Below are 26,649 nucleotides of genomic sequence, written 5' to 3'. Positions count from 1 at the left end.
TCATCTCGCCGTATCACGCATTGAGTGCGGCATTAATAGCAACACGATAACAGAGAGGAGACACAGCCATGGATCGCTATTCTCGCGTCGTCTCTTATCTCAAGGTTGCGCTACCGCTGGCCGCACTGGCGCTGCTGTCGACGCTGTTTTTGATCTCGCGAACCATCAATACCGACCCCTCGATCCCATTTGCGGATTTTGAGCTGGAAAACCGGCTGCGCGGCCAACAGGTAACCGCTCCCTTCTTTACCGGCACAACGGCCACCGGGCAGGAAATTACCATTGCCGCCACCAAAGCGTTGCCCGGCGGTGGTGGCGAAGGGGCCTCTGCCAGCGACCTCGAAGCGGAGATCCTCACCACCGAGGGCCGCCGTATTCTGATGCTCTCGGACAGCGGCTCCATTCGCCCGGATCAGGACAGCGCCATATTGATGGGCAATGTGCGGATTTTGACCCCCGATGGAACCCGTGTTGAAACCGAGCGGTTGAATGCACAGCTCAGCGGTCTGGAGGTGATCAGCCCCGGCGCTGTCACCGCGGAGGGGCCAATGGGAGATTTTAGCGCCGGAACAATGCGGATCTTCACGGATTCGAAGAACGCCCCGGTACATATAGAGTTCACGGAAGGCGTAAAGCTGGTGTACGATCCTGCAAAAGTAGAAAGATAACCCGTGCGACGACTGACATTTGTTATTCTCTTTGGTTTGACAGCCCTTGTGCATGCCCCCGCCCTGATGGCGCAGGGGACAGGTGTATCCTTTGGGGTGCTGCAGACGGACACGTCGCAACCTGTCGACATTACCTCCGACAATATGAGCGTAAATCAGGAAGATGGCTCTGCATTGCTGACCGGTAGCGTGTTGATCATTCAAGGCGAGATGCGCCTGAGTGCGGACAATGTTCTGGTGGTCAGACGAGCCGAGGGCAACGGGATCGAACGCCTAGAAGCACGCGGCAATGTGTTGCTGGTCAGCGGCGAGGATGCTGCCGAGGCGCGCGAGGCCGATTACACCATTGAGAGCGGCACGGTAATGATGCGCGGCAATGTGCTTTTGACCCAACAGGGCAATACGCTGGGCGCAGAACAGATGACAGTCAATATCACCACCGGAAACGCCACTCTGAGCGGTCGCGTCCGTACCACTCTACCGGGCAGTGGCGGCAACTGATGGCCAAACCAAAGTTAGAAGTCACCTCCGGCTCATCCGGGCTGCGCATTGAAAAGATGCGCAAGAGCTATCGCAAACGCGTGGTGATCCGCGACGTGTCGATGGAACTCAACCGCGGTGAAGTGGTGGCGCTGCTGGGGCCGAATGGCTCTGGCAAGACCACCAGTTTTTACACCATCGCCGGGCTGGTCTTTCCTGAGGCCGGGCGGGTCACGCTTGACGGCCAGAATGTCACCTCATTGCCGATGTATCGCCGCGCGCGCATGGGTATCGGCTATCTGCCGCAGGAAATGTCGATCTTCCGCGGCCTCTCGGTTGAGGACAATATCTCGGCGGTATTGGATATTGCGGTCTCTGATGACCACAAACGCCGTGAACGCCTCGAAGAACTGCTTTCGGATTTCTCTATCGAACATCTGCGTCGCGCCCCTGCGCTGGCACTGTCGGGGGGGGAACGCCGCCGAGTGGAGATCGCACGCTGCCTTGCGGCTGATCCAAAATATCTGCTTCTTGATGAGCCTTTTGCGGGCGTTGACCCGATTTCCGTCGGCGACATCCGGAATCTTGTGGCGGACCTTAAGACGCGGGGCATCGGCGTTTTGATCACGGATCACAACGTTCGCGAAACGCTGGAAATCGTCGATCGGGCCTATATCCTGCACGACGGACAAGTACTGATGTCCGGCAGCCCCTCTGAGGTAGTCGAGAACGAAAACGTCCGGCGGGTCTATCTTGGTGACAACTTCCGCATTTCCTGACCTTGGCTGTGTCCACTGGTCTTTGGGCATATAATGGCGGTCATACGATCACTTAACGCTCTCATTTGGCGAGGGCTCGCCGACAAGTTGTCTACCCCCGCAAAATGCACGCTGAATTGCATTGACTCCGTGCGGGCTTTGTCATCGAATTGACGTATGGCACATGTGCAACCCGCTGCAGTCTACCTGGCAATCCCGATTTCGGGGTACCGCTTTCTGCATGCTGCATATTGTGCCCATCCTTCCTGGCGATCCTGAAACAGACTGTGCACACACTTCGCACCCTGCTGTGCGGACCCAGGCAACACAAAAAGGAGATCACATGCGTTACAAAGTCAGCGGAAAACAGATCGACATCGGCGAATCTCTGCAAACTCACGTAGAGACGGAGCTAAGTGCGGTCTTGGAGAAATACGCAGGCCGACCGACTGATGCTCAGGTCGTTTTCTCCCGCAACGCGCATGAATTTGTCTGCGAAGCAATCGTGCACCTGTCCACCGGGCTTACCTGTCAGGCAAAAGCTCATGCTACTGAGATCTATGCGTCTTTTGAGGCCTGCCTTGAAAAGATGGACAAACAGCTACGCCGTTACAAGCGGCGGTTGAAGGACCATCACCGCGATCGGGCCGAGCCGGTTGAACTTATGGGGGCTAGCTCGTATATCCTCGCGTCTGAAGAAGTGGAATCCGACGTGGAGCCGGACTCGCTGCAGCCCATTATTGTGGCGGAGATGGAAACCAAGATCCCATCGCTGTCGGTGGGTGAGGCCGTCATGCAGATGGAGCTTGCTGGCTCTCCCGTTCTGGTATTCCGCAACGAAGGTAAAGACGGACTGAACGTGGTGTATCGGCGCGAAGATGGCAACATCGGCTGGATCGATCCCTGATTGAATTGCGAAGGGGCCAGGATAAGGCCCCTTCACCCCGAATGGAGCAGTGGCAATGCAGATTTCGAACATCCTCAAGCAGGAGGCCGTCCGTGTTATCGGAGCGGCGTCGAGTAAAAAGCGCCTGTTTCAGGAAGTGGCTGAAGTTGCGCAAGCAGCCTACGGGTTAAAAGCCCAACTCACTGTCGAAGCGCTTCTCGATCGAGAGAGCCTCGGACCAACCGGTGTGGGACATGGCGTCGCCCTGCCCCACGCACGCCTCGACGGGATTGATCGCGTTGTTGGTGTCTTTATTTCCTTGGAAAAACCACTGGATTTCGGCGCAGTGGATCGCCAACCCGTAGATATTGTCTTTGCCCTACTCGCACCGGTAGATGCGGGTGTTGAGCACCTGAAAGCCCTTGCTTTGGTGTCACGGACCCTACGTGAGCAGAGCTTTTGCACCAAATTGCGGGCCAACCCGGACCCGGCGACCTTGCATACTATTCTCACTGAGAGTCAGTCGGTTCAGGCCGCTTAGATCGGCGACCTGATCAGGTATCAGCCCTCTGGTCGTGCCCAATCCTCAAAACCGAAGGTCAGATAGTCGCGCGCATAAACCGCGCGACAAAGAGCTTCGAGTTTCTCATCATAGATATCAGCGAGCGCAATAGGCCGATCATCAGGCACAGGTGGCACATCGCCCGGAGCCATTCGTCCGAGCTTGCGTGCCAGCCACGGTAAATCCTCTGCCAGTTCACCCTCACGCAGGATCAGATCAGGAGCACCAAGGTCTGCGAAACCGCTGATAATCTGCGCCTGACTGGCCCAGCGCGCGTCCACTCTGATCGCGGTCTGCCCCGCCAGATTGGCCTTGAGAAAGGTCAGGAACTGCTCGAATGCGGCGCGATGCATCGGGCGGGTATAGCTCTCATCCGGGTTGTCCTGCGGAATCTCGAGATTAAACTGCCGCCGCAGCGTATTTCGGATCTGTTTCATCGTGCCCGGACCACGCGACAGGATCTTGGTGCAAAAGACATCATGCGCACGCGCCAAAGGGTGACGCACCACGGTAAAGCTGCGATAGCCCGGGTTGCTATGTCGCCATTGCCGCAACTGCTTTTGGTTCATCCCGGTGATCAGCCCATCGGCAGAAACTTTATCAAGTCCACCCATCCAGTTGGTCACATGCGTCTCCAGACCATTGCGGACGGGCATATAGAGGATCGGCGTTACCACACCCGCGACATATCCCGGCACGGCAGGCCCACGGCGCGGTTCAAAATTCGGGGTGAGTGTCAGGTTAAACCGATCCATTCCCGAAAGCGCACCGATCATTTCGTCCGGGTTTTTGACTTTAGAGATTACTGGCGCAGGGTTCTGGCGCTTTAGCTTGTCATCCAGCGCATCTAAGCGCGCAGGGACCCCCAGCCACGCCGCCAACCCGTTCATTACATCAAGGTCCTGAAGATCCTCATAAGCGATATAAAACGCAGTCTGGCCACTGCGTTGCAGATGGTTCAACACAGCTACCTGAAACTCTTGCAGCCGATCTACATGTTCGCCAAATTCATCGACATCAAATATGGCTTTGGCATCTTTGCGCCGTTTAACATTGGTAAGCTTCCACTGCCCTGTGGCCTGCGCGATCTTCCACGACACATAACTATCGAGTGGATTACGGGTCAGGATGATCTTTGCCACCTGCGGATCATCAAGGATCGTATCAAGGATGCGGGGATCGTGATCATGAAAATAGCGAAATCCACCTAGGTCTGCGTCATCACGGATCGCCGCCAAAAGCTGGTGCGGGTCATCCTCGCGCCCCTGTTGCGAGATGCCAAGGATCTCTGTGGAATTGGGGTAGCCGATGAAATGCGGGTTAAACGCCTCGCCATGGCAAGTCACCCCCTCAAGTGCATTGAGGTTCGCCTCGAGAAAATTCGAACCGGTGCGCATCTCTGCGAGCACCACAAAGGAGGTAAAACTGCCGGACATCTGGCTACTTCACTACATAGGTTTTACGCATCTGGCGCGCAGGGCGCGCCGGTGCGGGTGTGGTGGGGAAATCGCCCATCAGGTAGGGATGCATTCCCTGATTTTTCAGGTTTTGCAGAAACTGGCCAAAGCCGGTCAGATCCACCATGCGCGGAGCCTCTGCGATATGGCTGCGCGAGATTGGACCGATTTCATCAATAATGGTTTGCAGGTTCTCCATCGGGGCCTCAATGAACTCCGCCATACTCCAGACCCGAATACGCGCGTTGGTCCAGTGTCCGCGCAGGATTTTCAGATGCTCCGCTTCAATTCGCTGCAACTTTGCCGCCTCACGACGTAGATCCGCAAAGCTGCGATTGGTCTTGAACAACGACACGGACCACGCCCCGGAAATCACCGAGATTTGCGCATTGCTGTCCTGCGCAATGAACCAGTTGGCCGCCTGAGTGTCGCGTGGGCCGAACTGAAAACACTGACGCTCGCCCCGAGTGTTCCAGATCAAATTGGTGAGAAAGCTTTGTGGATTGCGGTCGCGGTGCAATGCACTGTCACTGAGACAGCCATTGAACAATTTCTGCCCGCCGGAAAACTCTGCCCGCTCTGGGGCAAAGAGATGACCATGCACCCGCGCGCCCGTGGCGCGTGCAAGCCAGCTCTCAAAGTCTTCAAACAGCTCTGAGAAGCCCTGAAACATCGAATAGGCCCCGCAGGTCTGCTGATTTTCAACTCCTTTTGCGGGGTAGCGGCTCTGCATATAGAGACCCTTACGCCCCCGCGTGCGCCGCTCTACCGCCTTGGCAAAGATCCGGTCGATCTTACCCGGATTGGGTTCGGTGCGGTTGATATCGGCGGCTGTGGGCGACAGGAACGCCTGATAAAGCCGCTCCGCATGGGGCCAGATCTTGCGCGCGACAAAGCAATCCGAGCGACGCAATAATTGCAGATGGTCGTCGTAAAAAACATGCGGCTTGCCCTGATAGTCAAATTTCGACAGCGTCAGAGAACGGCTCTCGATATTGTCGGAATGCAGGCGTGCGAGGGTCTGATAGTAGCTCTCGTCCGGTATCCAGACGTGGCGAAAATAGGCGTCATATCGCGCCCGGTCCGCATCCGTGAGAATAGCCGTGAGGGTGCGACGGGTTAGGCACCACCATTGGCTTCCCATATGCGGTACCAGCCCGGCTGGGATACGGCGGCGCAGTTTCAGCCTACGTTGCAACCGCACATAGCCGTCAAACAATCTGCGGCGTTTTTTCCACGAGAACGGGAACCGCAAGGTAAAGCGTTCAGTGCTGAGACCGCCCACGATCCACGGGACATCCGCAGTTGTGGCGCTCTCGATAAAATCGATATCAGGCCGTGCTGCCAGATAGGTCTGCAATTCCTGAACGGGGCGCAAAGGCAAGCAAGAACCGGATGCCAAGTAGACATGATCTACATCAGCAAACTCTGAAAGCATTAACTCAGACGCACATTGAGAGGCTTCGACGATCCCCCATGTGCCCCATTCGCAGCGATGACGGCGTGAAAACCGCACCAATGGATCATTCTTCAGGCGCGCGCAAAACGCCTGAAACACCTTTCGGTCTACCTGTCGGTCTACATGCAATACCACGGGGCAGCCTGAGGCCGTCCAATGCCGCACAACCTGTTCCGCGCGGTCCAAAGCCGTGTGCACCAGCATGATTACGCCAACATTGCTCATGCCCAGTTCCCTTTGGACATCAGGCCGAGGATCTCCAACTGGCGCCAGTTGATGTATTTTTCGCTCCACTTGCACCACAGCTCAGGCGCGGCGTCGGCTGTTTTGGCGTAGGCCGTATATTCAATAGAGCCCGCGTAATGCTGCCGACGTTTGAGTTCCTCTTCGGCCTTGGCAGTGAAAGTGTTGAGGAACTTCGTGTGCATCAGGATGCCGCTGGCTTTTTCGCCGCCATCGGTTTCATAAACCTGATTGAGACCACGCGGCAAAAGCATATGGGTTGAACTGACATAGGCGTAGCGACGATCCCATTTGACCAGTGGGATTTTATTCAGCGCAGGTGCTAGCTTAGGCCGATCAGCAAAGAACACCCGCGCACGCGGGCCACCCTGTATCCACAGGTTTCCGTAACGCGCATTTCGCGTGATCGTGTAATTTCCGCTGTCGAACCAATGGGCAATGTCCAGCGGATCCTGCCCCGGTTGGTAAGGCTCCTCGTCAATGCGCCCCTTGGGATAGACATCCAGAAGCATCGCGGAAAAGCTGCGAATTTGCGAACTGTCCAGCCAATCTGTGAGCGCGCGCACCGGGCGCGTATCGCAAAAAGGATAGACGAACAGCTCATCTGCGTCGACGACAAGGCACCAGTGGTCATGGCCGTATTTGCGCAACAACGCATTGACCCAATCGACGCCAAAAGTGGCCCGCTTATAGCTGCCGCGTGCATTCCAGACAGAGACGTCTCCCATGCCCGACAAATAGCCCTGCGCACCATCGCTTGAGCCATTGTCGATAAACAGGAAGTGATTGACCCCGAGGCTGCGATAATACTGCAGAAAGTAAGGCAGTCGGATCTGCTCGTTGCGAAAGGTGCAGACCAGCAAAATATCACCAGGACGGATGCGACCCGTATTGTTTTGCACGCAGCGTAAATTTCGAGATTTCCTTAACGCACGCAGAAGCCGGCGCTTGCGCCTGATCCGCATACGGTAAGAGTCCCAAAGCCCCAATTCAGTATCCCCGCTCTCCGGAATCTGCCCCAAGACCCCGATACAGGCGCCGGTCGCCTCAACCCGCGCAAGTTCGCATTAATATGTCATGTCCACGATTAGGAAACAATGCGTTTAGAATTGGTTACGCTGCGAGGGTAGGCTTGTGACATCTTCGTCAAAACCCCGACAAAGCCCAAGGTCCGCCAGCTGCTCCGGCGTACGATATTGCTGCGCCTCGGGGTGCCAGAGGTCGGGTCGGGTTTCAATCTGTCTGTAGTAGCCGTCAAACATCGACGGTGTGTGGAAATGTTCAGCGCGGTTGCGTTCAACTGCCGCTTTACCGACCACTTCGGGTAGAAATTTCGTATGGAGCAATACGCCTGAGGGCAGCTGCCCTTTTACACCATCATAGAGCGCGTTTAACGCACGCGGCAAAAGCGCGTGGGTCGAATTGGTATAGGCATAGCGCCAGTGCCAGCGGATCAAGGGGATCTTGTTCAGCGTTGGACTGCGTTCGGGCGCAGCGCTAAAAAACGCGCGCTCACGTGCGCCACCCTGAAGCCAGAGGTTGCCCTGCGGGGCCTGCCGCACCGCGCGATAGGAGGCTTCGTCAAACCACCGAAGTACCTCTGCCGGATCCTGACCGGCGCGGTAGTCCTGCGCCCCCAATGGCCCTTTCGGGTAGAGGTCAAGCATCAACGCGCCAAACCCCGTCTGCCCAATCTGTTCAAGCCGGTCGGTCAACATAGGGAGCGGCATCTGGTCCATCTCGGGGTAGACCAGCAACTCATCCACATCCACGGTGAGGCACCAATGGCGATGACCGAAATGCATCAAGAGCCAGCCGGACCAATCCAGACCAAAACGGCTGTCACGATAGCTGCCATCCGCCTGCCAGATAGACAGGTCCCCACGCTTTGCTTCGCGTTGCAACAGCGCGAGACTGCCATCGTCGCTGGCATTATCCACCACAAGAAAATGCGCCGCGCCTAGCCTGCGATAATGCTCCAGAAAGTAAGGCAAGCGCAGAGACTCATTGCGCAGAACCACTACGACGAGGATATCATTTTGCGCGATATTGGCCGTGTTGTCCGCTATGGCGCGCAGATCTCGACGTGCCCGAAAGGCACGCCACAGATACCGCCGCCGCTTCATGCGCAGCCGATAGGCTGACATAAGCGAGATCGGAGGCAACTGCGGCGCAGTCACATTAACGCTCGTAATGGCCGCTTTGATGCCAGCGCCACGCATCGGCAATCATCTGATCCAGGGTGGAGCGTTTTGGCTCCCAGCCCAGTTCATGACCTGCGCGCACAGACCCGGACACCAGTTTGGTGCAATCACCGGCGCGGCGCTCTCCAATCACATGGGGCACTTCGGTGTTGGTAACGGCCCGAGAATGCGACAGCACTTCCTTTACGGAAAATCCGCTTCCGGTGCCTAGATTGAAAACACGGCTGCCCTTGCCTTCCTCAAGCCATTTAAGGCCAAGGATATGAGCATCGACCAAATCGCAAACATGGACATAATCACGAATGCAGGTGCCGTCCGGCGTGTCATAGTCGGTGCCAAACACGGTGAGCGCCGCGCGCTCGCCCTTTATGGCTTGGATCATCAGTGGCACCAAATGCGTTTCCGGCTGATGGAATTCCCCGACTTCAGCCTCCGGGTCTGCACCCGCCACGTTAAAATAGCGAAAGATCACACTGCGCAGCCCATGAGCGGCCTCGAAATCCCTCAGGATATCCTCAACCGCGCGTTTTGACGCTCCATAGGCATTCAGCGGCTGTTGCGGCGTGTTTTCATCCAACACCACATTGTCATGTTCGCCGTAAGTGGCACAGGTGGAGGAGAAGACGAAATCCAGACATCCGGCAGCAACCGCGGCCTCGATCAAACACAAGGAGCCACCCACATTATTGGCCCAATAGCGCCCCGGCTCTGACATCGCCTCGCCCACTTGACTGAGGGCGGCAAAGTGCATGACCGCAACGGGTTGATAGCGGGCGAACACCTCGTCAAGGCGGGTTCGATCCGTCAAGTCGCCCTGCTCAAAGGGGCCGAATTTGACCGCATCCTGCCAGCCGGTCACCAAATTGTCGTATGTGACAGGCGTATAGCCTGCCTGTTTGAGTGCCTTACACGCATGGGAGCCGATGTAGCCCGCTCCTCCCGTCACCAATACATAGGTCACTCTCGCCTGCCTCCTCGATGAAATCTGTATCTATAATGCGTAGAAAAAAGCCGCCCCGCAAAAGGGGGCGGGCCTAAATTCGGGGAGTGGAGCGCCACTTATTCCGCAGCGCTGCGAGAAGGTACGACCGTGGAGATATACTCCATCAGGTCATCACGCAGCTCTTCGCGCTCCAGTGCAAAGGCAACCGTCGCCTGCAGGAAACCGGATTTCGAACCGCAGTCAAAACGGCGCCCATTAAAGCGATAGCCATAGACCGGAACGTCGCGCGCAATATCCTCGGCGATTGCATCGGTCAACTGGATTTCACCACCGGCACCCTGTTTGCGCTTGTTGAGGTTATTCAGCACCGAAGGTGACAGGATGTAACGCCCAATCACCGCAAGATTTGAGGGCGCGTCTTCACTTTTGGGCTTTTCGACCATCCCGTTCACCGAAACCACAGCGTCGTTGCTGTCTTTGACGTCCAGAATACCGTATGATGAGGTTTTCTCTGGCGCGACTTCCATCGCCGCAACCATGTTGCCGCCAGTTTCCTCGTAAGCCTCAACCATCTGCTGCAAGCAGGGTTTTTCCGCAGCAATCACATCGTCGGGCAGCATTACAGCGAAAGGCTCATCTCCGATCAGGCGGCGGGCACACCATACCGCGTGCCCCAAACCAAGCGCTTTGTGTTGGCGGATATAGGCGATCGCGCCAGAATCCATGTTGGTAGATTTAAGAACTTCGAGCAGTTCATCCTTGCCCTTCTTGCGAAGTTCCTGCTCCAGAACAGGTGCGTGGTCAAAATAGTCTTCGAGAGCGCCTTTGCCGCGCGAGGTGACAAAGATAAATTCCTTGATGCCAGCAGCACGCGCCTCATCGATTGCGTATTGCACCAGCGGGCGGTCAACGAGAGTCATAATCTCCTTTGGCACCGATTTCGTTGCTGGAAGGAAGCGCGTGCCGAGGCCCGCCACGGGGAAAATAGCTTTTGTTACTTTTCTAGGCATTCAAACTCTCAATTTTTATCGAAGTTGACCCGGACCGACAGACGTCACCCATTCAACCACAGTTTCATGACGACTGTAGGGCGAACCCCAAACTGCGTCATAAGTTTCAGGCCAGCACCGGTTATTTAAACCAGTTTTGCGCAAATTCGCCTATTCCAGCCCCATCTTTAGCATCATTGATTCAATTTTTGGCATGTCTTGTGGGTTATTGAGTTCCCAGAACTCGCGCCCCCGTGCCTCAACAACCACACACAGGATCTTGCGCCCGTTCTCAAGAAAGCGCAGCTGTTCTAGCCCCTCAAGTGTTTCCAGCGGACCCACCGGCCAATCCGGATAAGCCGCAAGCGCATCCGGGCGGTAGGCATAAACGCCGACATGATGAAACACAGGGGTGTCGTCGGCATCCTCATAAGTACCTGACTGGTAAGGGATTACCTCCTTAGAGAAGTAAAGCGCGCTGTGATCTGCGGCAAAAACCGCAGTGGTGCCGCCAACCCGCCCTTCTCGGCGATCCTGCAACAAACTGTTGAGCGTCGCGCCATCGCATCGCAATACAGGTGTGGCGAGCCCCATATCAGGTGCAGCTTTCAACCCGTTCACCAAGTCCTCGATGAACCATGGCGGCGTCAGCGGCGCGTCACCCTGAAGGTTCACGACCACCTCAAAGTTTCCGCCCAATGCCGCATGCGCCTCTGCACAACGTTCGGTCCCATTGGCGCATTCGGTTGAGGTCATAACCACCTCCGCCCCGAACCCTTCAGCGGCCGCTTTAATGCGGTCATCGTCCGTCGCGACCACCACGCGGTCCACGCCGTCAACATCACAGGCCGCGCGCCAGGAGCGTTCAATCAAGGTGCGCGTTTTGCCGGTTGCGCCAGTGAGTTCCGCGAGCGGTTTACCCGGGTAACGGGTGGACGCATAGCGCGCCGGGATCACAATCAGGACGGACATTTATGCCTCTTTCAACTCGACGGCTGGCGCATGAGCGATGAAGAACGGGTTTGCGAAACCTTCTTTGCCGTAACGCAGCGTGCTGTGGTCATCAAACCGCACCACCGTACCACCGGCCCCATTCAAAACGGCGTGACCGGCTGCAGTGTCCCACTCCATCGTGCGACCAACCCGTGGGTAGAGATCTGCCTCGCCGGTAGCCACAAGGCAAAACTTGAGAGACGAGCCGGCACTGCGGGTGTCTTTGACATTGTATTTGTTGATGTAATCGTCCGTCGCCTGATCACGATGGGATTTCGACGCAACGACCAGCAACGCATTGTTGTCACTGTCGGCAACGCGAAGGGCAACGGTCTCACCTGCAACATCTTTTGCAAAAGGGCCTTTTTCCTCGACAGAAGAGCCATCTGCGAGCGTGTAGAACATCCGTTCGCGCGCGGGCGCATAGACCACGCCACGGGTCGGCACACCTGCTTCGACGTAAGCGATATTGACGGTAAAATCACCGCGCCGATTGATGAATTCTTTGGTGCCATCCAGCGGATCGACGATCAGGAAAGTGTCGCCCTTGGCGCTGTGAGACTCTGCCTGTTCCTCAGTCACCAGCAACACACCTGGAAATGCCGCCCGCAAGCCTGCGGAGATCAAGGCATCGGCGGCCTCATCGGCGGCAGTCACCGGGCTGTCGTCGGACTTCTGTTTTACCTCGAAGTCATCCGCATTGTAGATCTCCATGATCTTGTCCCCGGCCTCCAGTGCCAGACGCCGCATCACCACCACCAGATCGTCATAATTCACTCGAAGACCTCCCGAAGACCCACATATTGCCACAAAGATTTGTGCTTCTTATGCTTACTTCGCAATGGATCAGCAAGAAATCCATGCGAGAATAAGCCACATACTGCTGAATCCTGAGGCCATGTTTCGTTATCGTACCGATAAATCGTCGCTTTCACGCGCCATCACGCTGAGTGAAGTTGTCTTTCACTCGGTGGTGAGGAGTGTCCGGTCGAAACATAACAACGCATTCATGGCCCTCGGCACAAATATCGTCCAGTCGGTGATGTTTGTGCTGTTCTTCTACTTCATGTTCACTGTGATGGGCATCAAAGGCGCTGCGATCCGCGGCGACTTCCTCCTTTACATGATGTCTGGCGTATTCCTGTTCATGACCCATACCAAAACAGTGGGTGCGGTTGTGGGGGCAGAAGGGGCATCAAGCCCGATGATGCAGCACGCCCCGATGAATACCACGATCGCCATCCTATCGGCTGCGCTTGGAGCGCTGTATCTACAGGTGTTGTCGATGCTGATTATTCTGTTTGCCTATCACGTAGCCTTTACCCCGATCCATATCGAGGAGCCCATTCCGGCGTTTGGAATGATGCTCCTGTCATGGGCCTCTGGCGCGGCAATCGGGCTGGTTCTTTATGTATTGAAACCCTGGCTGCCAGGAGCAATTGGGATCATCTCCACGATCTATCAGCGCTCTAACATGTTGTTTTCAGGAAAAATGGTTTTGGCAAACACGCTCCCCGGATACATGTTGCCAATGTTCATCTGGAATCCGCTGTTCCACACGATCGATCAGGCGCGTGGCTATATTTTTATAAACTACAACCCGCACGTCACATGGTGGGAATATACCGTGTGGCTCGCACTAATCTTCCTTGTGCTGGGGCTTATGGGCGAATTTTATACACGTCGCTCGGTGTCGCTCAGTTGGGGTGCAAAGCGCTGATATACGCGCTTTGCCGCTCAGGTCACAACTCGCAGTGTGAGGTTCACGCGACCACCTTTCGGCAACAGTCGGGAGGAGCGAAACCGAATGCGATCCACCCCATGATAAGCCAGACGCGCATCCCCTCCCATTACCACAACGTCGCCAGAGTTGAGCCAGATCGATTCCGTCTTCTCTTTGCGTGACGTGCCCCCAACACGCAGCAAGCCGTCATCACCCAAAGATATCGACACCACCGGATAGGAAAAATCCGCTTCGTCTTTGTCCTGATGCAGGCCCATGCGAGCGCCTTCGCCATAATAGTTGAACAGACAGCAATCCGGCATTCGATCCCGGTCAATGAGCGCAGTCCAGATTTTCAGGACTTCGGCCGGAATCTCCGGCCATGCCTGCCCCGATGGGTGGCGATCTGCGTACCGGTACCCGCTTTTATCGCTAAACCACCCAAAGGCACCAGCAGAGGTCATGCGAACCGACATCTGACCGCCCCCGGGGACTTCTGGCGAAAACAAAGGCGCTGCACGCAGCACCGGGCGCAACGCCTGAATCAACTCCCGCTGCGCTTCGGCGGCGAGAAAACCCTTGTGAATTTCGAATCCGCGCACCTTTAGCCGTGCCATTTACCCAATCTTCACTCTGTTTGTCGCAAAACCGCCCATAATTGCCTATGACTGGGCAATCGCGCGGTTGCAGGGGTGATTTTCGCTCCCTATATACGCCGGGAAGCGGTCGGGTGCAGACCCTATCGCAACTGAATCGGGGCCGGAATGCCAAAACGGGTTTCGGCTTCGGGTAATCGCCTTGTGAAGTAAAAGGGATCGAACACAATGAGCAAAGTGATCGGGATTGACCTCGGTACCACCAACTCCTGCGTTGCCATCATGGATGGCTCTCAACCCCGCGTGATTGAGAACGCAGAAGGTGCACGCACCACCCCCTCCATCGTCGCCTTCACCGATGAAGAGCGCCTTGTTGGCCAACCTGCAAAACGTCAGGCCGTGACCAACCCGGACAACACTATTTTTGGTGTGAAGCGCCTCATCGGTCGCCGGTTCGACGACAGCGACCTCGCCAAAGACAAAAAGAACCTGCCGTTCAACGTGATCGACGGCGGTAATGGCGACGCTTGGGTAGAAGCCAAATCCGAGAAATACTCCCCCTCCCAGATTTCCGCTTTCATCCTCGGTAAGATGAAAGAAACCGCCGAGAGCTATCTTGGTGAAGAAGTAACGCAAGCGGTCATCACCGTTCCAGCGTATTTCAACGACGCCCAGCGTCAGGCCACCAAAGACGCCGGCAAAATTGCTGGCCTCGAAGTGCTGCGCATCATCAACGAGCCGACCGCGGCTGCGCTTGCCTATGGCCTCGACAAAGCCGAGACTCAGACCATCGCAGTCTATGACCTTGGTGGCGGTACCTTTGACGTTACCATCCTCGAGATCGACGACGGCCTGTTTGAAGTGAAATCCACCAACGGTGACACGTTCCTCGGTGGTGAAGACTTCGACATGCGCATCGTGAACTACCTCGCGGATGAGTTCAAAAAAGAACACGGCGTTGATCTGACCAAAGACAAGATGGCGCTGCAGCGTCTGAAAGAGGCGGCCGAAAAAGCCAAGATCGAGCTGTCCTCCTCCAGTCAGACCGAGATCAACCAGCCGTTCATCTCGATGAATTCTTCGACCGGCCAGCCGCTTCACATGGTGATGAAGCTGACCCGCGCGAAGCTGGAGACCCTCGTTGGCGACCTGATCAAGAACTCCATGAAGCCTTGCGCCGCCGCGCTGAAGGATGCCGGTCTGTCCGCGTCCGACATCGACGAGGTGGTTCTGGTCGGCGGTATGACCCGCATGCCGAAAGTCATCGAAGAGGTGACCAAATTCTTCGGTAAGGAACCGCACAAGGGTGTGAACCCTGACGAAGTGGTTGCTATGGGTGCCGCCATTCAGGCCGGTGTTCTGCAAGGCGACGTGAAGGACGTTGTTCTTCTCGACGTGACCCCGCTGTCCCTGGGCATCGAGACCCTCGGCGGTGTCTTCACCCGTCTGATCGACCGCAACACCACCATCCCGACGAAAAAGTCGCAGGTCTTCTCCACTGCCGAAGACAACCAGAATGCTGTGACCATTCGCGTGTTCCAGGGTGAGCGCGAGATGGCGGCCGACAATAAGATGCTCGGTCAGTTCAATCTCGAAGACATCCCGCCCGCACCGCGTGGCATGCCACAGATCGAGGTGACCTTCGACATCGACGCCAATGGTATCGTCTCTGTCTCTGCCAAGGACAAAGGCACTGGCAAAGAGCAGAACATCACCATTCAGGCATCCGGCGGTCTCTCTGACGAGGACATCGAAAAGATGGTCAAGGACGCCGAGGACAATGCCGAGGCGGACAAGGAACGTCGTGAGCTCATTGAAGCACGCAACCAGGCCGAAAGCCTGATCCACTCGACCGAGAAATCGATCGAAGATCACGGCGACAAGGTTGACCCCTCCACGATTGAGGCGATCGAACTGGCCATTGCCGCGCTCAAGGACGACCTCGAAGGCGACAAAGCCAATGCCGAGAAAATCAAATCCGGCATCCAGAACGTCACCGAGGCGGCTATGCGTCTTGGCGAAGCGATCTACAAGGCTCAGGCCGAAGACGGCGACTCTGACGAGCCGACCGCCGCTGACGAAGGTTCCTCTGCAGGGTCCGACGACGACATCGTCGATGCCGAGTTCGAGGATCTGGACGACAACAAGCGCTAAGGCTGCACCTTGGCCAAAGATGGGCCGGTCCGACCCCGGACCGGCCCTCTTTCGTTGAGGCAGAAGGGATATTCCGATGTCAAAACGTGACTATTACGAGGTGCTCGGTGTCTCTAAGGGGGCAAGCGCCGACGAAATCAAGAAAGGCTTTCGCAAGAAAGCCAAGGAACTGCACCCGGACCGCAACGCGGACAATCCAGATGCAGAAGCGCAGTTCAAAGAAGCCAATGAAGCCTATGACGTTCTAAAAGATCCAGAGCGCAAGGCTGCCTATGATCGCTATGGTCATGCCGCATTTGAAAACGGCATGGGTGGTGGTGGCGGCGGTCGCGCAGGTGGGCATCCCGGAGGGGACTTCTCCTCTGCCTTCTCCGATGTCTTCGATGATCTCTTTGGAGACTTCATGGGTGGTGGCGGTGGCCGCGGCAGCGCACGGCAACGGGCAACCCGCGGTGCGGATCTGCGCTACAACCTGCGCCTCTCCCTGGAAGAGGCGTTTGCCGGGCTGCACAAGACCATCAACGTGCCCACTTCCGTCAGCTGTACGTCCTGTGACGGCACCGGTGCTGAGGGCGGCGCAGAACCGACGACATGCCCGACCTGTTCGGGCATGGGTAAAGTGCGCGCGCAGCAGGGCTTTTTCACGGTTGAACGCACCTGTCCGACATGCTCCGGCCTCGGTCAGATGATCAAAAACCCCTGTAAGACCTGCCACGGTCATGGCCGGGTAGAAAAGGACCGCTCGCTTTCCGTGAACATCCCGGCAGGTGTGGAAACCGGCACACGCATCCGCCTTGCCGGTGAAGGTGAGGCAGGCCTGCGCGGTGGCCCTCCGGGCGATCTTTATATCTTTATTGAGGTCGCGCGCCACGAGTTGTTTGAGCGTGAAGGCAACAATCTCCACTGCCGCGTGCCGGTTTCCATGGCCAAAGCAGCGCTGGGCGGTGCCATAGAGGTTCCCACCATCGACGGGGGCCGAGGCCGCGTACAGATCCCAGAAGGCAGCCAGTCTGGACGCCAGATGCGTTTGCGAGGCAAAGGCATGCCCGCACTCCGGGGCGGGGGAACCGGTGACATGTTCATCGAGCTTGCGGTGGAAACCCCGGTCAACTTGACCCCTCGCCAGAAGGAGATCCTGAAGGAGTTTGACGAGATTTCAGAGGAAAACACCAACCCTGAAACCCGCAGCTTCTTCTCCTCGGTCAAAAGCTTCTGGGACGGCATGAAGGGCTGATCTCGGCCCAACCGACGGGCCTTCGGGCCCGTCTTAACCTGCAAAACGCCCTTCGGGGCGTTTTTCTTTTTGCTAGCCTCACGATCCGCGCCCCGCATATTAACGCCTCGATAACCAAAATGGCCACACGATGGCGATATGGGAAAATCGGGCCGCTTTGAGGAACAGATGCTGCCCCTCTTTGGGGAGCGGGTTGGGGATAGTGATGAAGCCCCTGCCCTTCCTGTGCAACAGGGTCGTCTGCCATCATACATCAAGGATCATCGCGCCCGCCTGCGCGCTCGCTTCATGAGCGGGGGGGCGGCAGCATTGCCTGACTATGAACTCCTTGAGTTGATCCTGTTTCGCTCCATCCCACGCAGAGATGTTAAACCCTTGGCGCATCAGTTGCTGACACAGTTTGGCGACTTTAATCGCGTGCTATCCGCTTCGCCAGAACGGTTATCAGAGGTGCAGGGCATCGGTCAGGCGGTGATCTGCGATCTAAAGATCCTCGAGGCTACCGCGCAGCGCATGGCACGCGCAAAAGTGATGCAGCGGCAAGTGATAGCAAGCTGGGACGCGCTTTTGGATTATTGCCACACTGCTATGGCCCATCGCGAGACCGAGCAGTTCCGAGTGCTCTATCTGGATCGTAAAAACGTCCTGATCGCAGATGAAGAACAAGGACGCGGCACGGTCGATCATGTGCCGGTATATCCGCGCGAGGTTGCAAAACGGGCGCTGGAACTCAATTCCAGCGCCCTGATTTTAGTGCACAATCACCCTTCGGGCGACCCCACGCCCTCGCAGGCAGATATTGCTATGACCCGCAAGGTAGAGGCCGCACTGGACGCGCTTGGCATCACCTTACATGACCACTTGATCATTGGGGCCTCGGACGAGTTGTCCTTTCGCTCCGAGGGGCTGCTTTAGAAGTCCAGATTTTCCACGCTCAGTGCGTTTTTCTGAATGAACTCACGGCGCGGCTCGACCACGTCACCCATCAGTTTGGTGAAGAGATCATCTGCTTCGATCATATCGTCCACGCGCACTTGCAACAGGGTCCGGGCATCCGGGTCCAATGTGGTTTCCCACAGCTGATCCGGGTTCATCTCGCCCAGGCCTTTGTAACGCTGCAACGTCAGGCCCTTTTCACCTTCTTCCAGAATGGCTTTCAGCAGATCAAGCGGTCCGTAGATGGCTTGCTGGCGATCCTTGCGGTGCAGCACGGCCGGTGCACCATAGATCTCTTGCAAGGATTTGGTGAAGCTGCCTGTCTTGCGCGCTTCACCAGAGCGCAGCATCGGCCCATCCAGCGTGCGGACTTCTTCCACACCGCGCAAGATACGTGCCAGACGGATGCCGTGATCCTGTGTGATGCGCCCTTGCCAGCCGCGCTCATATTCCAGCGCAATCAGGTCAAGGCGGGTTGCAACTTTATCGGCCACGCCCTGCAGATCGCTGTCCACAGCACCAGGTACAAACGCACCTGCAATCGCGGCCTGCTCAAGGATGTGACGCGGATAATGGGTCGGGAACGCATCCAGAAGACGATTTAGACGGCGCGCCTCATCCACCACGCGGGTCAGGTCTTGACCAGCGATCTCAGATCCATCTCCGAGGCGCAGGATGGCTCCATCAACCCCTTGATTGATAAGGTATTCCTCCATCGCGGCCTGATCCTTCAGGTAGACTTCGGACTTGCCACGGCTCACTTTGTAAAGCGGCGGCTGCGCGATATAGAGATAGCCCCCTTCAATCAGCTCCGGCATCTGGCGGTAGAAGAAGGTGAGGAGGAGTGTCCGGATGTGCGCACCATCGACGTCCGCGTCGGTCATGATGACGATCTTGTGGTAGCGCAGCTTCTCGATGTTGAATTCATCGCGTCCAATGCCGGTGCCAAGCGCCATCACAAGGTTGCCAATCTCTTGGCTGCCAAGCATCCGGTCAAAGCGGGCGCGCTCCACATTCAGGATCTTACCTTTCAGGGGCAGGATGGCCTGTGTCTGACGATCGCGTCCGGTTTGCGCAGAGCCGCCCGCAGAGTCACCCTCGACGAGGAAGACTTCGGTCTTTGAGGGGTCTTTCTCGGAACAATCCTTGAGCTTGCCTGCAAGGAAATTCACGTCCATCGCGGTTTTGCGGCGGGTGAGTTCGCGGGCCTTGCGCGCCGCTTCTCGGGCCAGTGCGGCCTCGATGATTTTGCCGACGACCTGCTTGGCCACTTGGGGATTTTCTTCAAACCACTCGGCGAGTTTTTCACCCATTAGGCTCTCAACCACCGGGCGCACCTCGGAAGAGACAAGCTTATCCTTGGTCTGAGAGGAAAATTTCGGGTCCGGCACTTTTACCGACAGCACACAGGTCAGACCTTCGCGCGCATCATCGCCAGTGAAGGAGACCTTTTCCTTTTTGGCAATCCCAGAGGATTGTGCATAGTTGTTGATGGTGCGGGTCAGCGCACCGCGGAAGCCCGCCACATGGGTACCTCCGTCGCGCTGGGGAATGTTGTTGGTAAAAGGCAGCACCGTCTCATGGTAGCTGTCATTCCACCACATAGCGATCTCGACGCCGATGTCGTCTTTTTCGCCTTTAATGTAGATCGGCGCATCCATCACGGGCGTCTTTGAGCGGTCAAGATATTTGACGAACTCATTGACGCCGCCCTCATAGAACAGCTCGTTCTCAAGCCTCTCCGCAGGGCGTTCGTCCGACACAACAATGCGCACGCCGGAGTTCAGGAAAGCCAGTTCCCGCAAACGCTTTTCCAGCGTCTCGAAGGAGTATTCGAGGTTGGAGAACGTGTCGGTCGAGGCAAGGAAGCGCACTTCGGTTCCCGTGCGATCACCGCAGTCGCCCACCACGGTCAAATGCTTCACCGTGTCACCGCGTTCAAAACGGGCCACGTGTTCTTTGCCATTGCGCCAGATACGTAGTTCCAGCCAATCAGAGAGCGCGTTCACAACCGAAACGCCCACCCCGTGCAGACCGCCTGAAACCTTGTAGGAATTGCTGTCAAATTTCCCGCCCGCGTGGAGCTGGGTCATGATGACCTCGGCCGCAGAGACGCCTTCCTCAGCGTGAATGTCGACCGGGATACCGCGTCCGTTATCGCTTACTGAAACGCTGGAATCCGCGTGGATTGTGACCGTTACACGGTCCGCATGTCCCGCCAGCGCCTCGTCGATACCGTTGTCCACGACCTCATAGACCATGTGGTGCAGACCGGAGCCGTCGTCGGTGTCGCCGATGTACATGCCGGGCCGTTTACGCACGGCCTCCAACCCCTTGAGAACTTTGATGGAATCTGCGCCATATTCTGTCGGAGCTTGCTCGTTTTCGGACATTCACGTCATCCTATTCTTGCTTTCGGATTTTATACGCGTTCCGGGGGGGGATGTCACGCGCAACCCCCCTTTTTTCTTGGCAGAATCACGCAGCGGCTCGACCTAGTTCCGCCACTGTTTTCTGCCAGTTTTCCACCTGCCCCGGTTTGGGTTCTGAAGCTGGGGCGAAACTGGTGTAACGCACGGGTTTAATCCCGACAAAACCGAGGATTTGCCGCGACAGGATTTTCTTGATCGCGTTGCCGTAAGAGAGCCGCAGAAACCACGCCGGTGTATCTGACGTCATCAGAACACGCGCGGTTTTTCCTGACAGCATGGGAGCAGGCAAACCCAAAGCAGAGGTGTTCCGGGTATCAAAAGCCTGTCCCGGCAAAAGCGCGCGATCAAACAACCCTTTGAGCTTTGCCGGGAACGCGCCCCACCACAGCGGCATGGTGAGGACCAGATGTTCGGCCCACTGCAAATCCGAGACAAAGTTCTGCAGATCGACCTCCAGTGGTTTTGTATTTTGATAGCCTCCTTGACCAAAATCCATATCAAACTGCATTTGCGACAGGTCGTGATAGCGCACCTCATGACCGGCTTTTTCAGCCGCCTGCAGATATTGATCCGCAAGGGATTTATTGAGTGACGTCTGACCGGGATGGCCATTCAGAATGATAATCTTTCGCGTGGACATGAGAGGCTCCGCATAGCAAAATGTGACTTCGGTCAACTTAAAGACTGAACAAATGACCATGGTCAATTATAATATTGACCGAGGTCATTATTTTTGTGCAGGAGATAAATGCTCATGACCCGTGCGCCACAAAAACGCCGATTGGAAACAAGGGCAAAGCTCTTGTCGGTTGCCGAGGATCTCATCGATGCCAATGGCGTATCTGCCTTGCGGGTTGAGGATGTTGTAGCCCGTGCAGGCGTCGCTAAGGGAACGTTCTTTTCCCATTTCGGCGACAAAGACGGATTACTTGCGGTGATTCTGGGGGCCCAGGTGATGCGCCACATAGAGGACATGGACGCCACTCCCGCCCCGAACACGCCTGCCGAGATCGCACAACGGCTCTCGCCGTTGTTGGATTTCATCTCCCAAGACCGGATGATTTTTGACCTGCTGCTGCGCTATTCCGGCACCACCGGCGCGGAGGTAGACGAGGTCGTTACCCAAGGCTTCCTGCGTCAGATTTCGATGTTCACGGGGTGGATCTCTCAGATGCAGGCCGCTGGCACATTGCGCGGCGATGCCAATCCGGAATTTTTGGCCGAAGGGATACAGGCCTTTTTAAACCATGTGCTGGCCACGGGGTTCTGCATGGAGCATGGCGATTTGCCGCCTCCGGCAGAGGCACTTGTTCCTTATCTGGAACAGTGGCTACTCACGTGAAGGGAATGATACAGGCCACTGCAATCAGCAGATAGCCTGCGCCAAGGTTCATCCGTTTTAATGCTGTGGGCGAGGACAAGAGCACTCGAACCTTGCTCACAAATCCAGCCAAAATCACATTGCCAAGCATTGGAACGACCATAGACACACCGATTATCGCGGCCATGTCGCTTGGCGTTACCGCTGATAAGTCAAAAAAGCCCGGCAAGATTCCCATGTAGAAAAGCGCAGCCTTTGGATTGCCAAGGATCACGATGACGCCCGCTAAAAACCCCGCCCATCTGCCCGGTTTGGTCAAACGATTGTTGCCCGAAATAGGTGTTCCAGCACTGCGAATGGTGCTGATCCCCATCACCAGAAACATAAGAACGGCAACACCTTTCAAAACCAGCGCAATCTGCTCGGATGCTGCCGAGAGGGAGCTGACCCCGATCACCGCGATGAGCGGCCAGAACATGTCTCCGACTGCGACGCCCAGCGCCAACGGCCAGCCCGCGTGAAATCCGCCTGACATGGAGCGTGCAACAAGCGCGAGCCAAACCGGACCCGGCGTCAGAAACAGGACGAATACCGCGCCTGCATAGATCGCCAGATCCCAAGCCGTTAATGTCATTCTTGAACCACTTCACTCAGACCATTCTGGTCAACGACTTCCAAATGCTGGGCGCGATCCCCGAGCTCCTGAAACAACTCAGGGCCGGTTCCTGTCATCCATGCCTGTGTCCCCAAAGCGCAAATTTCATCATAGAGCGCCGCCCGCCGATTCCCGTCAAGATGCGCCGCGACCTCATCCAACAACAGGATTGGCGCGGACCCTTCTTCGGCTTGTAGGGCACGCGCGTTGGCAAGGATTAGCGACACCAACAGCGCCTTCTGCTCACCAGTGGAGCAATCCCTGGCAGGTAGTCCCTTGGCAGCATACGCCCCCATAAGGTCACTGCGATGCGGCCCTACCAAGGTCCGTCCAACGGCCAGATCCCGCGCACGCCCCGCATCCAGTGCAACGCGGAGATCATCAGCACTTTCGGGCATCTCACCTTCAGCCTGAATGAGCTGTAGCTCCGCCACCGGAAAAGCGGTTTCCGCTTCCATTTGCGCGGCAGTCAGCCGCGTCACCGCATCCACACGGGTCTGATGAATGCGAAATCCGGCTTCGGCCATCTGCCCTTCCAGCACCCGATACCATGCAGCATCGCGCACATTGTCCTTCAGCAGGCGGTTGCGTTCTCGCATCGCTTTTTCATAGGCCAGAGTCGCCTCGGCATGATCCGGGTCAAAGCTGAGCGCGATACGGTCCAGAAACCGCCGCCGCCCCTCTGCCCCTTCGATCCACAACCGATCCATCGCCGGAATGAGCCAGACCACTCGCGCAATGCGCCCCAAGGCAACCTGACTGGCCGCTTTGTTGTCGATCTTCACCTGTCGGGCATTGCCACCTTCTGATGAGGTCTCAACCTCAAAGGTCGGACCGGTGGTTTGCAACAGTCCCTTCAGCTTCCAGCCCAGAGCCTCCGGTCGGCGCGCCATATCCGCAGCGGACGCCCGCCTGATCCCACGTCCAGGCGAAAACAGAGACACTGCCTCAAGTATATTGGTCTTGCCCGCGCCATTGTTGCCATGGATGGCGACGGGGCGCGCATCCAAATGCAAATCCGCCCGCAGATGCGAGCGGAAATGAGACATGAACAGGGAGGTCAGTGCCAGCACGGGCCTTCAACTTTTCCAAAATACCTCCGCCGGAGGCCGGGCCCTCAGGCCCGTTCCAACGATGCGTCAGACGCGCATCGGCATGACCACATAGACCGCGCTCTCGTCGCTGCCTTCGCGCATCAATGTCGGATCGCCAGAGGAGTTGAACATAAACACGGCGTTTTCACGATCCACCTGATTGGCGATCTCAAGGAGGTATTTGGCGTTAAAACCAATCTCCAACCGCTCGTCGCTATAAGCTACAGCAAGCTCTTCTTCTGCGGCACCGCTGTCTGGCGCGTTCACCGACAGGACCAAACGATCCTCATCCAGTTGCAGCTTCACGGCGCGAGAGCGTTCCGAAGACACGGTTGCGACCCGGTCCACTGCCTTTGCAAACTCGCTCGCATCGACCTCGAGACGGCGGGTGTTGCCGACCGGAATAACGCGAGTGTAGTCAGGGAATGTACCGTCGATGACCTTCGACGTCAGGGTAATGTTCGGCGTCGCAAACCGCACCTTGGTTTCCGACACAGACACAGCGATGTCCATCTCATCATCATCCAGAAGCTTGCGCAGCTCGCCCACGGTTTTGCGTGGAACGATGACGCCGGGCATATCCTCGGCCCCCATCGGCAGGTCCGCATCAATGCGCGCCAGACGGTGTCCATCGGTCGCCACACAACGCAGGGCCTTACCACCGCTTTCGCCGGTGGCCACATGCATATAGACACCGTTCAAATAGTAGCGGGTCTCCTCAGTGGAGATGGCAAACTTCGATTTATCAAACAGACGTCGCAGCACCGCAGCATTGGCGGTGAAGTTGGAGTGATACTCCGATGTGGCCATCACCGGAAAATCCTCGCGCGGCAGGGTTGCCAGCGAGAAGTTCGACCGGCCGGCCTCGACGGTCAGGCGACCGGTGGCAGCATCCGCATTCAGCGTCACCAGCGCCCCATCGGGGAGTTTGCGGACAATCTCATGCAAGGTGGTGGCGGCAACTGTAGTGGCACCAGCGCGCTCCACCTGAGCGGGCGCTTTGTCGACCACCTCAATATCAAGGTCGGTGGCGCGGAACATCACATCACTGCCCTCGGCCTCGATGAGGACATTTGCGAGGATCGGAATGGTGTTGCGGCGCTCAACCACCGACTGCGCTTGGGCCACAGCCTTCAGAAGCGTTGCGCGTTCAATGCTGATCTTCATTTCCCTCTATCCTCTTCGGCTGGCAGTCTTTGGAAACATGTGGTTCGAGCGGAACGGCAGATTAACCTTCCTGCCCCTCAACACAAGGTTTTTTATTGATTTCTCCAAGGGAATGAGAAGGGCGTCAAGAGCAGAGCGACATGCCTGCCCACAAAGTCACAAAACAGTCAAAGATGCATCAGGTTTACCGCTTGCAATAACAAAACGGCCCCGGTGGGCATCCGGGGCCGTGATCTCTTGGCAGGCGGGGTTGAGGCGCAGCCTGCCGATCTATGTTTGTCGTTACGCCTCGAGCGAACGACGCAGCATTTCGACGTCTTCGGCGATCTGCCCGTCGATGGTCTTGAGCTCTTCGATGCGGCGCACACCATGCATTACTGTGGTGTGATCACGACCACCAAAGCGACGGCCGATCTCTGGCAGCGAGCGGCTGGTCAACTGTTTGCACAGATACATTGCCACCTGACGGGGCCGTGCATAAGACCGCAGACGCTTGGGACCGATGATGTCGGACATGCGGATATTGTAGTATTCTGAAACTTTACGCTGGATTTCCTCGACGGTGATTTTTCGCTCGGAAGCACGCAACACATCCGCCAGACAATCCTGGGTCAGGTCCATGTCGATCTCACGACCGACGAGGGAGGCAAAGGCGAACAGACGGGTCAGCGCCCCTTCGAGAACCCGCACATTGGTCGAGATGCGATGCGCGAGCAGTTCCAACACACCATCTGCGATTTTCAGATCCGGGTAGTTCTTGCGGTTCTGTTGCACCTTGGTCTGTAGAATTCCCAGACGCAGCTCATAATCGGTCGGGTGCAAATCCACCACGAGACCACATTGCAGGCGCGATTTCACACGATCCTCAAGATCCTTGATCTCGCCGGGTGCGCGATCTGCGGAAATGATGATCTGCTTGTTCTGGTCCACCAGCGCATTGAAAGTATGGAAGAACTCTTCCTGCGTGGAATCTTTGCCAGCGATGAACTGAACGTCATCCACCATCAACACGTCCACCGAGCGGAAGAGGTGTTTAAAGTCCATCATCTTGCGCTCACGCAGGGCCTGCACAAAGCGATACATGAACTGTTCTGCTGACAGATACAGAACGTTCAGGTCCGGATTGCGCTCTTTCAGCTCCCACGCGATGGCGTGCATCAGGTGCGTTTTACCAAGGCCCACGCCGCCATAAAGCACCAGCGGGTTAAAGGTCACAGGACCACCCTCACCGACGCGGCGCGCGGCAGCATGCGCCAGTTCGTTGGGTTTGCCGACAACAAAGCTGTCGAAGGTGAAACGCGGATCCAAAGGCGCCGCCTGCAGTTCTTCCAGCGGCGATTTCACGGAGGCGCTTCCTTCCTGAGTGGTCCCCTGATCCACAATGGTTGTCGGAGCAGGAGTAGGCTCTTCGATAGCTTCGGACACCGTCGGCTGAACCGGACGGGTTGGAGAGTTTGCGGCAACCTTGAAGGCCAGTCGCTGCACAGGTTCCCCCGATTTGTTGAACTCATGCAGAATCAGATCTGCAAAGTTCTGGCTGACGTAGTTGCCCATAAAATTGGTAGGCACGTGGAATGTTGCCACGCCTCCGTCGACCTGATCCAGCTCAAGCGGCTCAATCCATGTTGTAAAGTTGTTCTGCCCGACCGTCTTTAGCAAACGTTTTCTTAGTAGACCCCATGTGTCGTCTGTCAT

25 protein-coding genes are annotated in these 26,649 nt (G+C 56.7%); 10 read left to right on the top strand and 15 right to left on the bottom strand.

Annotated features, from left to right (window positions below; translation table 11 throughout):
• The first annotated feature begins 68 nt into the window (after window positions 1-68).
• The 5 genes from K529_RS00125 to K529_RS00105 all read left to right on the top strand — a co-directional run bounded on the left by K529_RS00125 (window position 69) and on the right by K529_RS00105 (window position 3,333).
• A complete protein-coding gene (locus K529_RS00125; RefSeq protein ID WP_005608886.1) occupies window positions 69-668 on the top strand; it encodes an LptA/OstA family protein in 600 nt (199 codons plus the stop codon).
• A 3-nt stretch (window positions 669-671) separates the two neighbouring features.
• Window positions 672-1,169, top strand: coding sequence for an LptA/OstA family protein (locus tag K529_RS00120; protein WP_005608883.1), 498 nt, complete (start codon window positions 672-674; stop codon window positions 1,167-1,169).
• A complete protein-coding gene (lptB, locus tag K529_RS00115) occupies window positions 1,169-1,927 on the top strand; it encodes an LPS export ABC transporter ATP-binding protein (protein ID WP_005608879.1) in 759 nt (252 codons plus the stop codon). The genes K529_RS00120 and lptB overlap by 1 nt, the downstream gene beginning before the upstream one ends.
• A 322-nt stretch (window positions 1,928-2,249) precedes the next feature.
• Window positions 2,250-2,813, top strand: a complete 564-nt coding sequence (gene hpf / locus K529_RS00110) for a ribosome hibernation-promoting factor, HPF/YfiA family (protein ID WP_005608877.1) — start codon at window positions 2,250-2,252, stop codon at window positions 2,811-2,813.
• Window positions 2,814-2,868: 55 nt separating this feature from the next.
• Entirely contained in the window at window positions 2,869-3,333 is a 465-nt protein-coding gene (locus K529_RS00105) for a PTS sugar transporter subunit IIA (RefSeq protein WP_005608874.1), read from the top strand.
• A 20-nt stretch (window positions 3,334-3,353) separates the two neighbouring features.
• On the opposite strand, the gene K529_RS00100 is transcribed toward K529_RS00105, so the two are convergent.
• The 8 genes from K529_RS00100 to cysQ all read right to left on the bottom strand — a co-directional run bounded on the left by K529_RS00100 (window position 3,354) and on the right by cysQ (window position 12,419).
• Window positions 3,354-4,790 carry a hypothetical protein gene (locus tag K529_RS00100; RefSeq protein WP_005608872.1) on the bottom strand — a complete coding sequence of 479 codons (1,437 nt, stop codon included), beginning with the start codon at window positions 4,788-4,790 and terminating at the stop codon, window positions 3,354-3,356.
• A 4-nt stretch (window positions 4,791-4,794) separates the two neighbouring features.
• Complete coding sequence (locus K529_RS00095; RefSeq protein WP_005608868.1) at window positions 4,795-6,495, bottom strand: DUF5927 domain-containing protein; 1,701 nt, start codon at window positions 6,493-6,495, stop codon at window positions 4,795-4,797.
• Window positions 6,492-7,478, bottom strand: coding sequence for a glycosyltransferase family 2 protein (locus K529_RS00090; RefSeq protein WP_040641289.1), 987 nt, complete (start codon window positions 7,476-7,478; stop codon window positions 6,492-6,494). The genes K529_RS00095 and K529_RS00090 overlap by 4 nt, the downstream gene beginning before the upstream one ends.
• Before the next feature lie 138 nt (window positions 7,479-7,616).
• Window positions 7,617-8,735: a glycosyltransferase family 2 protein gene (locus tag K529_RS00085; RefSeq protein ID WP_005608862.1), complete on the bottom strand. Its 1,119-nt coding sequence runs from the start codon at window positions 8,733-8,735 to the stop codon at window positions 7,617-7,619.
• On the bottom strand, window positions 8,695-9,678 hold the full coding sequence (gene galE, locus K529_RS00080; RefSeq protein WP_005608859.1) for a UDP-glucose 4-epimerase GalE: 984 nt from the start codon (window positions 9,676-9,678) through the stop codon (window positions 8,695-8,697). Before galE ends, K529_RS00085 begins: the two co-directional genes overlap by 41 nt.
• Before the next feature lie 98 nt (window positions 9,679-9,776).
• Window positions 9,777-10,670, bottom strand: a complete 894-nt coding sequence (galU, locus tag K529_RS00075) for a UTP--glucose-1-phosphate uridylyltransferase GalU (RefSeq protein WP_005608857.1) — start codon at window positions 10,668-10,670, stop codon at window positions 9,777-9,779.
• A 150-nt stretch (window positions 10,671-10,820) separates the two neighbouring features.
• Window positions 10,821-11,621 (bottom strand): 3-deoxy-manno-octulosonate cytidylyltransferase, encoded by an 801-nt coding sequence (locus K529_RS00070; RefSeq protein ID WP_005608855.1) that lies wholly within the window; start codon window positions 11,619-11,621, stop codon window positions 10,821-10,823.
• Entirely contained in the window at window positions 11,622-12,419 is a 798-nt protein-coding gene (cysQ, locus tag K529_RS00065; RefSeq protein WP_005608853.1) for a 3'(2'),5'-bisphosphate nucleotidase CysQ, read from the bottom strand.
• 121 nt (window positions 12,420-12,540) lie between these two features.
• Here cysQ and K529_RS00060 point away from each other — a divergent pair, with 121 nt between their 5' ends.
• Complete coding sequence (locus K529_RS00060; RefSeq protein WP_005608852.1) at window positions 12,541-13,362, top strand: ABC transporter permease; 822 nt, start codon at window positions 12,541-12,543, stop codon at window positions 13,360-13,362.
• Window positions 13,363-13,379: 17 nt separating this feature from the next.
• Here the strand turns inward: K529_RS00060 and K529_RS00055 are convergent, their stop codons facing one another.
• Complete coding sequence (locus K529_RS00055) at window positions 13,380-13,982, bottom strand: alpha-ketoglutarate-dependent dioxygenase AlkB family protein (RefSeq protein WP_005608850.1); 603 nt, start codon at window positions 13,980-13,982, stop codon at window positions 13,380-13,382.
• Window positions 13,983-14,189: 207 nt separating this feature from the next.
• On the opposite strand from K529_RS00055, the gene dnaK reads away from it, so the two are divergent.
• The 3 genes from dnaK (at window position 14,190) to radC (ending at window position 18,264) form a co-directional block, all read left to right on the top strand.
• A complete protein-coding gene (dnaK, locus tag K529_RS00050; protein ID WP_005608849.1) occupies window positions 14,190-16,115 on the top strand; it encodes a molecular chaperone DnaK in 1,926 nt (641 codons plus the stop codon).
• 76 nt (window positions 16,116-16,191) lie between these two features.
• Window positions 16,192-17,349: a molecular chaperone DnaJ gene (dnaJ, locus tag K529_RS00045; RefSeq protein ID WP_005608847.1), complete on the top strand. Its 1,158-nt coding sequence runs from the start codon at window positions 16,192-16,194 to the stop codon at window positions 17,347-17,349.
• Window positions 17,350-17,487: 138 nt separating this feature from the next.
• Entirely contained in the window at window positions 17,488-18,264 is a 777-nt protein-coding gene (radC, locus tag K529_RS00040) for a RadC family protein (RefSeq protein WP_005608845.1), read from the top strand.
• On the opposite strand, the gene gyrB is transcribed toward radC, so the two are convergent.
• Both gyrB and K529_RS00030 read right to left on the bottom strand, forming a co-directional pair.
• Window positions 18,261-20,678 carry a DNA topoisomerase (ATP-hydrolyzing) subunit B gene (gyrB, locus tag K529_RS00035; RefSeq protein ID WP_005608842.1) on the bottom strand — a complete coding sequence of 806 codons (2,418 nt, stop codon included), beginning with the start codon at window positions 20,676-20,678 and terminating at the stop codon, window positions 18,261-18,263. The two genes, radC and gyrB, sit on opposite strands and share 4 nt — an antisense overlap.
• Window positions 20,679-20,763: 85 nt before the next feature.
• The gene (locus tag K529_RS00030; protein ID WP_005608841.1) at window positions 20,764-21,357 is read right to left on the bottom strand and encodes an NAD(P)H-dependent oxidoreductase; all 594 of its coding nucleotides are present in this window, start codon (window positions 21,355-21,357) and stop codon (window positions 20,764-20,766) included.
• Between the two features lie 114 nt (window positions 21,358-21,471).
• On the opposite strand from K529_RS00030, the gene K529_RS00025 reads away from it, so the two are divergent.
• Window positions 21,472-22,059 carry a TetR/AcrR family transcriptional regulator gene (locus K529_RS00025; protein WP_040641295.1) on the top strand — a complete coding sequence of 196 codons (588 nt, stop codon included), beginning with the start codon at window positions 21,472-21,474 and terminating at the stop codon, window positions 22,057-22,059.
• Here the strand turns inward: K529_RS00025 and K529_RS00020 are convergent.
• The 4 genes from K529_RS00020 to dnaA form a co-directional block, all read right to left on the bottom strand.
• The gene (locus tag K529_RS00020) at window positions 22,052-22,672 is read right to left on the bottom strand and encodes a LysE family translocator (RefSeq protein WP_005608836.1); all 621 of its coding nucleotides are present in this window, start codon (window positions 22,670-22,672) and stop codon (window positions 22,052-22,054) included. The genes K529_RS00025 and K529_RS00020 overlap by 8 nt on opposite strands.
• Window positions 22,669-23,766, bottom strand: coding sequence for a DNA replication/repair protein RecF (gene recF, locus K529_RS00015; protein WP_005608835.1), 1,098 nt, complete (start codon window positions 23,764-23,766; stop codon window positions 22,669-22,671). The genes K529_RS00020 and recF overlap by 4 nt, the downstream gene beginning before the upstream one ends.
• A gap of 66 nt (window positions 23,767-23,832) precedes the next feature.
• Window positions 23,833-24,954 carry a DNA polymerase III subunit beta gene (gene dnaN, locus K529_RS00010; RefSeq protein WP_005608833.1) on the bottom strand — a complete coding sequence of 374 codons (1,122 nt, stop codon included), beginning with the start codon at window positions 24,952-24,954 and terminating at the stop codon, window positions 23,833-23,835.
• 282 nt (window positions 24,955-25,236) lie between these two features.
• A complete protein-coding gene (gene dnaA / locus K529_RS00005; protein WP_005608831.1) occupies window positions 25,237-26,649 on the bottom strand; it encodes a chromosomal replication initiator protein DnaA in 1,413 nt (470 codons plus the stop codon).

It is taken from the genome of Tritonibacter mobilis F1926 (assembly GCF_000376545.2).
GTDB classification, from domain to species: domain Bacteria; phylum Pseudomonadota; class Alphaproteobacteria; order Rhodobacterales; family Rhodobacteraceae; genus Epibacterium; species Epibacterium mobile.
The sequence above is the reverse complement of the archived record's forward strand: the minus strand, read 5'-3'. Positions and strand labels throughout refer to the sequence as shown.

Excerpts from the sequence above, each read along its gene's own strand:
- K529_RS00125 (WP_005608886.1), top strand. The coding sequence starts at position 69 with ATGGATCGCTATTCTCGCGTCGTCTCTTATCTCAAGGTTGCGCTACCG.
- lptB (WP_005608879.1), top strand. The coding sequence starts at position 1,169 with ATGGCCAAACCAAAGTTAGAAGTCACCTCCGGCTCATCCGGGCTGCGC.
- hpf (WP_005608877.1), top strand. The coding sequence starts at position 2,250 with ATGCGTTACAAAGTCAGCGGAAAACAGATCGACATCGGCGAATCTCTG.
- K529_RS00105 (WP_005608874.1), top strand. The coding sequence starts at position 2,869 with ATGCAGATTTCGAACATCCTCAAGCAGGAGGCCGTCCGTGTTATCGGA.
- K529_RS00100 (WP_005608872.1), bottom strand. The coding sequence starts at position 4,790 with ATGTCCGGCAGTTTTACCTCCTTTGTGGTGCTCGCAGAGATGCGCACC.
- K529_RS00095 (WP_005608868.1), bottom strand. The coding sequence starts at position 6,495 with ATGAGCAATGTTGGCGTAATCATGCTGGTGCACACGGCTTTGGACCGC.
- K529_RS00090 (WP_040641289.1), bottom strand. The coding sequence starts at position 7,478 with ATGCGGATCAGGCGCAAGCGCCGGCTTCTGCGTGCGTTAAGGAAATCT.
- K529_RS00085 (WP_005608862.1), bottom strand. The coding sequence starts at position 8,735 with ATGCGTGGCGCTGGCATCAAAGCGGCCATTACGAGCGTTAATGTGACT.
- galU (WP_005608857.1), bottom strand. The coding sequence starts at position 10,670 with ATGCCTAGAAAAGTAACAAAAGCTATTTTCCCCGTGGCGGGCCTCGGC.
- K529_RS00070 (WP_005608855.1), bottom strand. The coding sequence starts at position 11,621 with ATGTCCGTCCTGATTGTGATCCCGGCGCGCTATGCGTCCACCCGTTAC.
- K529_RS00060 (WP_005608852.1), top strand. The coding sequence starts at position 12,541 with ATGTTTCGTTATCGTACCGATAAATCGTCGCTTTCACGCGCCATCACG.
- K529_RS00055 (WP_005608850.1), bottom strand. The coding sequence starts at position 13,982 with ATGGCACGGCTAAAGGTGCGCGGATTCGAAATTCACAAGGGTTTTCTC.
- dnaK (WP_005608849.1), top strand. The coding sequence starts at position 14,190 with ATGAGCAAAGTGATCGGGATTGACCTCGGTACCACCAACTCCTGCGTT.
- dnaJ (WP_005608847.1), top strand. The coding sequence starts at position 16,192 with ATGTCAAAACGTGACTATTACGAGGTGCTCGGTGTCTCTAAGGGGGCA.
- radC (WP_005608845.1), top strand. The coding sequence starts at position 17,488 with ATGGGAAAATCGGGCCGCTTTGAGGAACAGATGCTGCCCCTCTTTGGG.
- gyrB (WP_005608842.1), bottom strand. The coding sequence starts at position 20,678 with ATGTCCGAAAACGAGCAAGCTCCGACAGAATATGGCGCAGATTCCATC.
- K529_RS00030 (WP_005608841.1), bottom strand. The coding sequence starts at position 21,357 with ATGTCCACGCGAAAGATTATCATTCTGAATGGCCATCCCGGTCAGACG.
- K529_RS00025 (WP_040641295.1), top strand. The coding sequence starts at position 21,472 with ATGACCCGTGCGCCACAAAAACGCCGATTGGAAACAAGGGCAAAGCTC.
- K529_RS00020 (WP_005608836.1), bottom strand. The coding sequence starts at position 22,672 with ATGACATTAACGGCTTGGGATCTGGCGATCTATGCAGGCGCGGTATTC.
- dnaN (WP_005608833.1), bottom strand. The coding sequence starts at position 24,954 with ATGAAGATCAGCATTGAACGCGCAACGCTTCTGAAGGCTGTGGCCCAA.
- dnaA (WP_005608831.1), bottom strand. The coding sequence starts at position 26,649 with ATGACAGACGACACATGGGGTCTACTAAGAAAACGTTTGCTAAAGACG.